The organism is Leptospira neocaledonica (genome assembly GCF_002812205.1).
Lineage (GTDB): Bacteria > Spirochaetota > Leptospiria > Leptospirales > Leptospiraceae > Leptospira_B > Leptospira_B neocaledonica.
This window is the reverse complement of the sequence record NZ_NPEA01000007.1, coordinates 182,806-194,751: the sequence shown is the minus strand read 5'-3', so window position 1 is coordinate 194,751 and position 11,946 is coordinate 182,806. Positions and strand designations below refer to the sequence as shown.

The following is an 11,946-nucleotide window of genomic DNA, read 5'->3' as shown; positions in this document are numbered from 1 at the left end:
CGGATCTAGGTCTCCCAGAAAACGAAAAAAATCAAACCAATGCGGGTTCCGAAGAATTATTTGTCTTAGGATCCGAGTCTGCCAGGATCAATTTTAGAACGGACATAGTGGCTCTGAATTTCATTCGATTTCCAGTAAGTCTGTATAAAGCCACTAAATGTTTTAAATTTCTAATATTTTCAGGTTCCCTGGATCTGAGTTTTTCCGCGAATTCCAGAGACTTCCAGTAATCCTTGGTCTTTCTAAGGCAATAGGAAAGATAGAAGATATACTCATTGTCGAATGGGATCTTGGAAAGATAAGCATCCGAATATTTTGCACCTTCTTCGAATTCTTTCGCGTTGATACAGATCCTCGCCATTTGTTTGTAGAGAGCAGGATCCGAATCGTCTATCTCTAATGCTTGTGCAAAAACTTCCTTAGTCTTTTCGGTATTTCCTTTTTTGTATTCCTTGATGCCGATTTGCAGAAGTCTATTGTATTCCTCGGAAACCGCTTTTGTGCGAGAAGAAGACACTTCTGCTTCTTTATAACCGATACTTAAAAGACTTAGATCGTCCGAAATTTCTCCTGCGGCACTGATCAATCTTTCCAGATCTTCTAAATTTCCTCCGGAAAGTTCCACGAATCTAAGGAATAAATTTTCGTCCTCATTCATCACAGGTTCTGGAGAATTCGGATCATAAAGAAGAATATCATCTCTTCCGTCGGATCCTAAGAAAATTTTGTCTCCTGCTTCCAGTTTATCTACTCTCACTAAAGGTTCCGTAGTGTTTTCAGAGAAACCGAGTTTGCGAATGGGGAAGTCTGAATCCAAGAAGCCTGCTTTTGCGTCCCGATACAATACCATATTAGGATGTTCTGCATTAATAGAATATAATGCTCCTGTTTCTTCGTCCAGAAGGCAGAGTAATGCGGAAACTAACATTGTTCCGTCGAAGGTAACGAATACATTTTGTAATTCTGTATAGCAGTCTTTGAGCCATTTTTCAGGAGTTTTCTTCTGGTTACTTCTGGAAAGTTGTGTCCTTGTTACGATTGCTTTGAATACGGTTCCCATTACAAGTGCACCGCCAGCGCCTTGGATGGATTTACCCATTGCATCCGAGTTCATGATGCTCAGGAATTTTTTGCCGTACAACGTGATCTCGCTGATCGAAACCAGATCTCCGCCGATATCCGATTCTCTTTTTCTGAATACGAAAGTTTTCTTTTGTCTTAAGATACCGCTGATCTTAGTATTCTGACTCTCATACTTAGTGGTAGCGAGAGGACGAAGAAGTAGGGAAGTGAGATAATAATCTCCGTCTTGTTTTTCCTTCAGCGCGCGGAGATCGTCCAGGGTTTCCTGCAATTCTTTTGTCTTCTCTTCCACCTTCTTTTCCAAGAACATTTGGTGGTCCAAAAGATCCTTCTTCATTTCGATGAATACTTCTGCCATTTCTCCCAATTCATCGGAGCGATTTAAATCTACAATTTTAGATTCGTCCTCATTCGGGTTCTGCATTGCGAAGTTAAGAGCCTTAACGGCGTCTATAATATCTCTGGAAAATCTATAAGATGCGAATAAGATACCGCCGAAAACCGCAAGAGCGATCAACCCACAATACAACCAAAGATTTCGAGTAGATTCGTACAATTCGGTCTCATCTATCAAAAGAACAAAATCCAGTTTAAGATTACTTAATCCTTGGTTTTCATAAGGTACTTGAGTAAGATAATAATGTCTTCCTTCCAAAGTGAATCTGGAAATTCCCGCAAGATCCTTCGGCTTTCTATCTCCCAAATATTTGGAGATGGTACTATCCGAAAAGGAGATCAGTTTTTCTTTTTCATAAATGGCAAGATGAACATCCTCGGAACCCGTGATTGCCTGGATAAACTTATCGTCCACCACCTGGCCCACCATCATGATCCCACCGTTCTTCAGTGGGGCAGTGACTCTAAGGCCAAGACCGCTATGTCCGATCTCAAGGGTAGAAGCGATCCTACCTTGAAGCGCCTCTTGTACGATCTTCTGCCCTGACTTATCGTCTCCGTAATCGGCCGGTCTATGGAATCTAAAGTAAACATGTCCTGTCTTATCGTGAATCTCAAAGATAGAAAGACCATACTGTGTCATGATCCCTTTGATATATTCTAGGTTGCCTTGAAGAATACCTCTGTTTCCCAAACCGTTCTCCAAAATAGAAAGAGTCTTTTGGTTTCTCTCTATTTCTTTTAGAAGAAGTCGGATGACCTCTTCCTTATGTTTGAGTTCTTTTCTGAACTCCAGAGAGCGGTCTAATGCTCTTTTGTCCTGGGGTTCGTTTTTGACTTGGTCGATCATTTGGATGAATGTGATCGCAAGAATAAGTACTAAAAGAAGCTGACTTGCTCCCAGAATGAGAAAAATTTTTTGTCTAAAGCTCATATATTGTTCCGGAAATGAAATCTCCCTAGATCGGGAAGGCACACTTTGTATTTTTAGCCTTTTTCTTTTCCTAAAAAAAGAGACCCAAACCTTACACCGGGAAAATCCCATTCGTACTAAGGTTTCGTGAAATTCAGGTTACAAAAATATCCCACCTAATGAATCGTTAGTTGGTTGTTCGCTCTGCTTGACCGCAGACTAACTGTTTTGAACTCTAACAGGATGGAAGATCAGGAACCGAAAAAGCAGGGATTTCCATTTCACCCTCTGGAGGACTTCGTACTGGGGGAAGTTTTGGGAAGGACTCTAATTAAATTAGGGCATTCTAAAGAAGAAATTCAAAAGGCAATTCTTTCTCATTTACCCGAAGGACAGCCGGAATTTCTTTTTACTCCGAACGCAAAAAAGCAGATTCTATTACAAAGTATGCCAGTGGAACTCAGGAGTTTCCTGGAAGCTGGAAAAGAAAAAGAAGTCTTAGAACTTTTCCGCAAAACCATCTCGGAAGAAGGTAGACTGGATCTGGCATTGGAACTTCTGGAATGGATCTGTACAGGCTTCGAAAAAGAAGAATTGGTCCGCGCATTATTCCAATTAGTATTAAACGGAAAAATAGAATTAAACTCAGAATTTTATCCTCTCTTAATGGAAGAATACGACAAAGAAATGAGAGGGGACTTGGACAGGATCCGAGAAGAATAAAAAAAGCCGCCTGTTTCCAAGCGGCTTTAAAACTCACTAAGTTAGAAAAATTTTAAGCTACATCAGCTAAAGGAGAAGGTGCCGTACCAGAAAGTTCTTTTCTTCCTTTCTCTGTCCACACAGCTCTCTGGATGGTGATAATTCCCATAAAATGTAGTATCTTCATCACTTGGTAAGTAAGATCCAACTCGAACCAACGGAACGCGAAGTTCGGAGAGTTCGGGTGTGCGTGGTGATTGTTTTGGTACAATTCTCCCATGATCAAGAAGTCCACTGGAAGAGTGTTTTTGGAATTGTCCGGATTTTTTGCGTGGTTGCGGTAACCATACATATGTCCGCACCAGTTTACAACCGCACCGTGAGTCGGTCCCATTAGATAATGGATCGGTAATAAAGCATATAACCAAACTGCATCAGCTGGGACGAATGCCATATAGAAAAGAGTATAACCAGTTCCGAAGAACAAACGAACATACCAAGAATCCGCAAAACGATCGAACCAAGGGATCTCCGGATAATTTCCTTTGAATTCCTTCTCCACGTCCTCCTTACGATCTAAAATGTTTTCGTAAACAACTGCGGTGGTCCACATCATATCGAAAAATCCTTTAGAAGCTACAGGAGAATGAGGATCTTTTTCGGTGTCGCTGTAAGCGTGGTGTCTTCTGTGAAGAATTGCATACGCTCTTGGATTGAGGAAGGAAGATCCTTGCACAAAAAAAGTAAAGAAATAGAAGAACTTTTCCCAGAAGCGGTTCAGTTTGAACATCTGGTGAGCAGAATAACGATGTAAATAGAACGATTGAACGAAAGCGGCTAAAATCCAGTGTGCCGCAAAAAAACTTAGAATGATTGCCATGGAGGGCTCCCTTTTTTTCTAAAAGATAGGAGTCATTTTGGGAGGGCAGGTTGCAAAAAATGTGAGGGGAAAAGAGGGAAATATAAGCGATTATGGTCTCATTAGAAGGTTTTCCCCGCAAAAAAGGCAGATTTTTGCAGGGATCGGGCTACTATAATGTAGGCACTTCTACTTTTTCAAATTCGGAATATTCGGTTTTTTAAATGCTGCCCTGCTTCTAGTCCCGCCTTCTTTTTCTAAAAAGTCTGCGATCTCTTTACGCTCATAAGCAAGAGCCATAGACAAAGGAGTATAACCTTCTGCCTGAGCATTGATAGAAGCTTTTTTGCGGACTAATTCTTTCACTACATTCGGAAGATCGAATACGATCGCAAGATGGATAGGCTTCCAGCCCATATAATCTGCGTTCGGATCTGCACCTTTTTCTAAAGATTCCAAGGATTTGTTTTCATTCTTATCGTAAAGACTTGCGATCAGTATACGATTTTGTTTCAGTCTTTCTTCTTCCGAAATTTTGGTTTCGGTATCCGTATTTGAATTCTCGGATTTCAAAACATTAGAAGGGTCTCCTGCAAATGCATAATCGTAAACAGGTTTGGAAGCAGGAGGTTTAGTATGATAATACAAAGAAGATCCGGAAGAACGAGGATGAGAAATTTTAGTCACTTCTTGAGGATTCGTTTGGCTGAAATAAACATCTCCGTAGCTTTTATTAGTAAATAATAATGCTAAAATCGTCTGAGCGGTCCAGGGGGCCCAAGTAGCATAATAACCTTTGAATCCGGTCTCCAAAAAAGGAGAAGAATACATGGAAATTCTTTTTTTAGTTTCTTCGTCTCGGATCACTCCCATATCGTAGGCCATATTTCCCGCCGTAAAACAAGCGCCTAAAAATAGAACGATTGCTCCGGGTGCAGGTTTCAAACCGGAAGAAATTTGCTCATTAGAAACGAATTCTTTTCCCAAATAAAATCCACCTACGGACTTTTGATCATAAGGAGATTGATCCAAATTGGTTCCGACTCCATGCCCGGCATAAAGAACTATATTCGCATTTTGTGATGCTTCTTTGATCCCCGACCAAGGATTATTGGGCGGATAAAATTCGCTGACGGAAACTCCTCTATCTTTTAGGACTTTTACTAAACTTTTGATATTGTTTATATATTCTCTAGTTTTGGGTCCTTCGTTCCCATCGACTTCACCAACGATTGCGACTGCTTTTAAGCCGGTACCGGAAACAGTAGGTGAGGGAAGTTCCGCTCGTTTTTTAATACCGGAGAAAGTTCCACCAACTGCATTTGTCGGATGAACAAATTTAAGCTCTTCTGAAAATGCAGAACTGAAAGAAAATAAAAGAAGGAGGCTTGAGAAGAATAAACCGGTCGAAAATTTCATCCAATGATTGGACAAAAAAATTCTTTTTAATCAATCAATAATTTATTTAAATTTCACGATAATCTTTTCCGAATTTCGGAATTAAAAAAGTTTTCCCATTCTTCGTATTTTTTTGGAGGAGAATTGCCCAATGTTTCGGAGAAAGAAAGCCCAAAATTTCCATACTCGGTTTTGATCCATTTTTCGATCTGGATTTTGGTTTCAGAAGATCTTTTGGGATGAGGTTTACTTTTTAAAACAAAATCCAAGAGTTCTTGGATTCCTTTTTTAGTTTTTACACTGGTCAGAAAAATAGGAGGGATACTTCCTCCAGGGACGATATCTCTCAAGAACTCGAGAGTAGTGGAAAGAGTATGATAACTTGCTCTTGCAAGATTTTCTTCATCACATTTATTTAATATGAATGCATCCGGGACTTCCATGATCCCACTTTTCATGAACTGGATCTGATCGCCTCCTAGAGGCACCATGACTAAAAAGGAAAGATCCGCCAGTTTGGAGACTTCTATCTCGTTTTGACCAATCCCTACTGTTTCCACGAATATAAAATCGAAAAAACAACGAAGTAGTCGGATCACATGATATGTGTAAGGATTTAGACCCCCCAGTTCCAATTGACTTGGTTGGGATCTAAAAAAGATCCTCTTCTCTCGTACTGGTAAAGAAAGTCTGGTTCTATCTCCGAGTAAAGAACCCCCACTGATATGACTAGAAGGGTCTATGGCAACTACCGCCATTTTTTTGTCGGGGACTGTTTGTAAAAATTTGGTGGAGATCTCTCCTAAGAGTGAGGACTTTCCAGCTCCAGGAGTTCCTGTAAATCCGATAGTGACGGAATGGCTTCCGTTGAAGCCAGAGTTTTCTAATTCTTTGAATAGAACTTTACGAAATTCGAATGAATTCGGCCTTTCTAATTCGCTGATCAGCTTCGCAAGAGGATATTTTTCCCCTTGGGAAGCTTCTTGGATCAGTTCTTTGAGTTCCTTTTCTGCAAACCGTACGGTCATGCCTTAAACGGAAGCTGGGATCTTCTCGGATACGATGTCTATGATACGATCCATTACATCCATAAGATCATAATCTTTAGGAGTAAAGATAGCCTTCACTCCGATGGAATGTAATTTTTCGAAATCAGGCTGAGGGATAATTCCTCCGAAGACAACAGGTATATCCGCTTTATAATGTTTTAATTCTGCGAATATTTGCTCTGCAAGTTCTACGTGAGAACCGGAAAGGATGGATACTCCGATCACATTCGCGTTTTCTTCGACTGCAGATTGTACAATTTCTTCCGGAGTGAGTCTGATCCCAGAGTAGATCACGTCGAATCCAGCATGTTTTGCGGAAACTGCGATCATCTCTGCGCCGTTGGAATGGCCATCTAATCCAGGTTTACCAACTACGATCTTAGGTCGGGCACCTGTTGCTTTTTGGAATTTTTCTACTTTGCTTCTGACATTAGATACTTTGTCAGACTCCAAATTGAGTTTTTGTCCTTCTACCCCGGTGGATGGGCGATATTCTCCGAATATTTTTCTGAGTGTATCTGCCCATTCTCCTGTAGTCACAAGAGCCTTCGCACATTCTACGGAAGCGAACATCAGGTTCTTTCCGTTCTTAGCATCTTCTTCCAATCTTGCTAGAGTTTCTGCGACCTTCTTCGCGTCCCTTCTTGCTTTTACATCGGACAATACTTTTAAGGTTTGTTCTGCGGATTTAGGATCTACTTTGAAAATCCCTCCGTCAGGATCGTTTGTAAGTGGGGAAGGGATCCCTTCTTTCCATTTGTTTTTTCCAACGATGATAAGTTCGTCGTTATTGATCTTGGCGAGTCTTTCCGCTTGGGATTTTACGAGTTGGGCTTTCATATATCCATTCTCGATCGCCTTGATAGCCCCGCCCATTTCTTTGATCTTTTGGATCTCTTTGTTTGCGTTTTCCACCAAATCTTTTACTTTACTTTCTACAACTCTGGAACCTTCGAATAAGTCCGGGTATTCCAATAAGTCGGTTTCGTAAGCGAGAACCTGTTGCAAACGAAGAGACCATTGTTGGTCCCAAGGACGAGGAAGAGAAAGCGCCTCATTCCATGCAGGAAGTTGAAGAGCTCTACATCTTGCATCTCTGCTTAAGGTAACTCCTAAAGCTTCGATCAAAATTCTCCAAGCATTGTTCTCAGGTTGTTCTTCGGTGAGTCCGAGAGAGTTTACTTGAACTCCATAACGGAAACGGCGATATTTTTCATTTTTAACCTGATAGATTCCTACGGTAATTTCTTCCCACATATCGGAGAAGGCACGCATCTTACACATTTCTTCGATGAATCGAATTCCTGCGTTTACGAAAAAGGAGATCCTACCAACACATTGTTCGAATTCTTCGTGAGTGAAACAGTTTCTTTCTTTAACTGCATCCAGGATGGCCATTCCTGTCGCGAGTGCGAATGCTAACTCTTGAACAGGAGTTGCTCCTGCTTCTTGTAAATGGTAAGAACAAATATTGGATGGGTTCCATTTCGGAATTCTTTTCAAACAATATTCGTACATATCCACGATGATTCGGATAGAATGCTCCGGAGGAAAAATGTAAGTCCCACGAGCCAAATATTCTTTAATTATGTCGTTTTGAGTGGTTCCCTGGAGTTTGGAAACGTCTTCTCCTCTTTCTTCCGCCAAAGCCACATATAGCGAAAGTAACCACATGGAAGTACCATTGATGGTCATGGAAGTGTTCATTTCTTCGATCGGGATTTGATCGAATAGGATGCGGAAGTCCTCCAAAGTGTTGATTGGAACTCCTACTTTGCCGATTTCCGGCTTAGCGATTGCATGATCCGAGCTATAACCGCATTGTGTGGGAAGATCAAACGCGATGGAAAGGCCAGTTTGACCCTTTGCCAGGTTTTTTCTAAAGAGTTCGTTGGACTCCTTCGCGTTTGTGTGACCCGCGTAAGTTCTGAAAATCCAAGCCGGCTCTTTGCTAGGATTTCCGGTCTTATCGTAAAGGATATGGTCTTTTTTTTCCATCTTCTTGCCCTCGGAATATGCCTCTTAGTTTAGTTCAAAATGTGTTGGTATAATTTCACCTAAATTTTTAACGTAGCTCCGAAATCCGTTGGAGAGAATTCTGCCGCATGGACTTGGAAAGAAACAGAAAAGCAAACCCCGCGCTCATTTTACTCTCAACGCTGTTTCTCACCGGTCTTTTGACTCTTCTCTATTCCTGGCATGGAGATCCTTCCAACGGAGAAAGTTTCCGGACATTGGCAGAATTACGTTCTCTTTCGGAAGACGGAAAATTTTTCTCCTTCCAGGAACCTCTTCCATTTTTGCTTTTATCCTTTTGGAAATCGATCTTTGGTTTGAATTATATACCCGCTTATCTATCTTTCGGAGCGTTTTTCCTGAGTTTAGGGATACATCTTTGCGCTTATATTATGGAAAGAGAGACCTGGAAACTGAATCATTATCTGTTCTGTTACCTAGCGGCGATTAATCCATTCTCTTATTTAGTTCCTCTAAATATGCTGGGAGAATTGGTAAGCTTTTCATTTTTACTCGTGCTTTTTCTTTCCTTCCGGATGGAAACTGTAATCGATCTTTTGATCTTAGTCTCCTGCACAGTGCTTGGGTTTTTCTCCCATTTCACTTTTTTTCTGATCGGATTTACCATTTTTGTGATCAAAGCAGGGACAGTAGGAATCAGAGAGAAGAAGAAGCAACAATCCGTATTTTTCAAAAGAAGGAACCTTCCTAAACTTTTCTTATTCGGATATCTTTCCGTTCTTGTGCTCGGGATTATTCTATTAGGAAATCTTAATTTTTACGGGGCTCATTCTTTTGCGTTTATGGGCGGGGCCGTATGGAAGTACTTATTAGGTTTCGGCTCTTTTATTTTAATTCTGTTTGTAGGTAATTTTCTACTTCGTTCTGAAAAGGAATTAAACTCTCTTCCTGCTTCTATCGGGATTTTTGCATTGATTGCGGTTTCGGGATATTTTACAATCCGTCCTATTTTAGGTGTGGACAAGGTAAGGTTAAGTGCGCTTGCAAAGGATGTTTCCTCCTTAAGAGGAAGATTGGTGCTAAATCAGGACGAAAGGATCTATGTTTCTCCTGAAACTTCTGCTTATTTATATTTTACTTCTAAACAAAAGACCAATTTCACTTCTTCTCCAGAAATGAGAGAAAAAGATTATATTCTTTTATCCGAAGTCTGGGCAGTAGACAGAAAACTTTTAGTGAGAGAAGTAAAAGCGAAGAATACTCCGTTCCTTTTCTTATCTGGAGAAAGAATACTGATCAATGGATTCTTATGGAAAAGGATACAAACTGATCCTAGTTTAAAAACTTTAAAGACCAGATCCATCGAAGCTAAGTCGGAACTTTCCGACCAAAAAGGTTATGATGATCTGAAAGCAATCTTTATTTCTTGGTTTTCTTCTTCCAAGGCTCCTGATGTATGAATAAAAAACCGCAAGACTCCGATTATATCGCTTACGGAGCCAACGGTCTACCATTCGAAACTTCCTACTGGAATGAGATTTATGGAAGCGGGAAGGACGTAGATGCTTCTTTCAACGCGAAAGAACATGCAAAATATATAAAGTCCGTTTTTGATCTGATGCAGGTGCATCCCAGGAGTATCGCCGATTTCGGGTTCGGTAAGGCGTTGCTTTTAAAAGAATTCGTAAAAATATTCCAACCGAATCGTGTATTTGCAGTCGATCCATCTGAAGAAATGATAGATGCGATCGCTAAACAGAAGTGGATCCGTTCTTATAATCTTTCCTTTTTACATTCTACGATCCAAGATCTAGAGCTGAAACATATTCATCTTCCTCCTTTCACTCTTGGTATTTGTAATTCTGTGGTTCAATATATAGAAGACAAACATCTACCTAAGGTCTTTGAAAAACTACATAAGATTACGAATTATCTCTATTTTACGGTTCCGACCAAGAATGATTACACAAGAATGAAGAAGGAGATCTACTTTTCGGATCCTTATGCCCACCAAAGATCTAAAAAGTATTATGAAAAGTTAATTCGTCCTTATTTTAGAAGAGTCGCTTTTAATCTTCTGGAAAGTAGGATTACGAAAGATAGCCCGTTTTGTGATGAGCTGTTCGTGGACGATTGAATTTAATACTCTTTTTAAATATTAATTTTTTATTATATACTTCTCTTGAAGAAGAAGTGGGCTCCTCTGTTCGGTGTTCCAAACGGGAAAAAGATTAGTATATAACTTAAGTGCTAAGGTCAAAAAGGGTTATATGTCTCTAAAACCTTAAGGAAGACAAATATTCGAATAGAGTTTTAATCTCCGATAGATAGCATGTGCCAAACGATGATCTGCACGTTAATTAGAAGCGAATATGGAAATAACAAAAGAAAAGGACAGAGATAGATTTGCGAGTGAGGAATTCTATTCTCAGAATTACAGAATAGCCTCTTATTTTTTCGGGATCGTATGCGCGATCACCATATGGGGAGCTATTTTAGAATATGCTCGATCCAATTATCTTTTGCTCTATTTGGATTTAGTTTCCGCCTTTATTTGTTTGTTCTGCTTGGGAGTGATCCGATTTTACTCTAGAAATTATTTCAGAAAGAACCTGATCGTATTCGGCGGGTTATTTATCTTACTAGTCTTGGAAGTAGAGACTCAGTTCCACGATAACGAGTATTATTTTTACGATAATAATATGTGGATCACTAACCAAGTGATCCTTTTTTTGGTGAGTTTATTCTTTAATGGAAGGCCGATCTTCTATGCTATCTATTCTTTTTCTGTAGTCGCCCTTTATATTCTTAGGATTTTTCCGGAAGGGAGCGGACATTTTTCGGATAGGACCTTATGGGTGCAGATCAGTAATATGAGTGCTCTCCAATTGTTTATCTGTTTATGTAATACATGGTGGTACGGATATAGAATTGAACATTTAAAGAAGACCAAAAAACTTCAGGAGAGATTGTATAACGAAAGGGAGGCGATCACCAGAGACCTTCATGATTATCTAGGCGCAAAAGTAACCGATCTAAATCTTTTGGTACGTTCCATCCAAGTCTATAAGAACGGAGACACGGATGCGCTTCTAAAATTGGAAAAATTATCCGAAGATATTTTTAAAGGGATTAGAGAAATCACTGCGAGTATGGTAGATGTTAAACTGATCTCTGAAGATATCTGGAGTGGAATAAGAGTCTTATTGTTAAGAAGATACGGTAACGCGGGAAGAAAAGTCAGATTCACTAGAGAAGGAGAAGATGATTTTCATATCGATACTGAAAAAGCAGAACAAATTTTAGGAATCGTAACAGAGATCTGTTCCAATGATCTAAAATATGGATCCGGAACTTCTCATTGGACCTTCTCCCCTAAAAAAGATTCTATAGAAATATCTATCCGAACTCGCACAAATTTCCAAGAAATGAGAATAGGTTCCAAAGGAAATAAAACTATTCGGTATAGAACCTCCGCAATCGACGGGGAATGGAAAGAAAATGTGGAAAATCGGGATTTTAAAGGGTTCCTCGAAATCCCAATCCGTCAGTTACGGAGAATTTGATTC

The 11,946-nt window shown here is 40.0% G+C and carries 9 protein-coding genes; 4 read left to right on the top strand and 5 right to left on the bottom strand.

The window, feature by feature from the left end:
* Positions 1-31 precede the first annotated feature (31 nt).
* Positions 32-2,413, bottom strand: coding sequence for a SpoIIE family protein phosphatase (locus CH365_RS13875; RefSeq protein WP_100769168.1), 2,382 nt, complete (start codon positions 2,411-2,413; stop codon positions 32-34).
* 222 nt (positions 2,414-2,635) lie between these two features.
* Between CH365_RS13875 and CH365_RS13870 the strand changes: the two genes are divergently transcribed.
* Entirely contained in the window at positions 2,636-3,115 is a 480-nt protein-coding gene (locus CH365_RS13870; RefSeq protein WP_100769167.1) for a hypothetical protein, read from the top strand.
* Positions 3,116-3,167: 52 nt separating this feature from the next.
* Here CH365_RS13870 and CH365_RS13865 read toward each other — a convergent pair whose 3' ends face one another.
* The 4 genes from CH365_RS13865 to CH365_RS13850 form a co-directional block, all read right to left on the bottom strand.
* Entirely contained in the window at positions 3,168-3,974 is an 807-nt protein-coding gene (locus CH365_RS13865; RefSeq protein WP_100769166.1) for an acyl-CoA desaturase, read from the bottom strand.
* 168 nt (positions 3,975-4,142) lie between these two features.
* Entirely contained in the window at positions 4,143-5,372 is a 1,230-nt protein-coding gene (locus CH365_RS13860) for an ankyrin repeat domain-containing protein (RefSeq protein WP_100769165.1), read from the bottom strand.
* 53 nt (positions 5,373-5,425) lie between these two features.
* Positions 5,426-6,379 carry a P-loop NTPase family protein gene (locus tag CH365_RS13855; protein ID WP_100769164.1) on the bottom strand — a complete coding sequence of 318 codons (954 nt, stop codon included), beginning with the start codon at positions 6,377-6,379 and terminating at the stop codon, positions 5,426-5,428.
* Positions 6,380-6,382: 3 nt separating this feature from the next.
* Positions 6,383-8,398: a protein meaA gene (locus tag CH365_RS13850; protein ID WP_100769163.1), complete on the bottom strand. Its 2,016-nt coding sequence runs from the start codon at positions 8,396-8,398 to the stop codon at positions 6,383-6,385.
* Positions 8,399-8,505: 107 nt separating this feature from the next.
* Between CH365_RS13850 and CH365_RS13845 the strand changes: the two genes are divergently transcribed.
* From CH365_RS13845 to CH365_RS13835, 3 genes are all read left to right on the top strand, one after another.
* Positions 8,506-9,837 carry a hypothetical protein gene (locus CH365_RS13845; RefSeq protein WP_100769162.1) on the top strand — a complete coding sequence of 444 codons (1,332 nt, stop codon included), beginning with the start codon at positions 8,506-8,508 and terminating at the stop codon, positions 9,835-9,837.
* The gene (locus tag CH365_RS13840; protein ID WP_100769161.1) at positions 9,834-10,514 is read left to right on the top strand and encodes a class I SAM-dependent methyltransferase; all 681 of its coding nucleotides are present in this window, start codon (positions 9,834-9,836) and stop codon (positions 10,512-10,514) included. Before CH365_RS13845 ends, CH365_RS13840 begins: the two co-directional genes overlap by 4 nt.
* A gap of 235 nt (positions 10,515-10,749) precedes the next feature.
* Complete coding sequence (locus CH365_RS13835) at positions 10,750-11,943, top strand: sensor histidine kinase (RefSeq protein WP_100769160.1); 1,194 nt, start codon at positions 10,750-10,752, stop codon at positions 11,941-11,943.
* Positions 11,944-11,946: the final 3 nt, after the last annotated feature.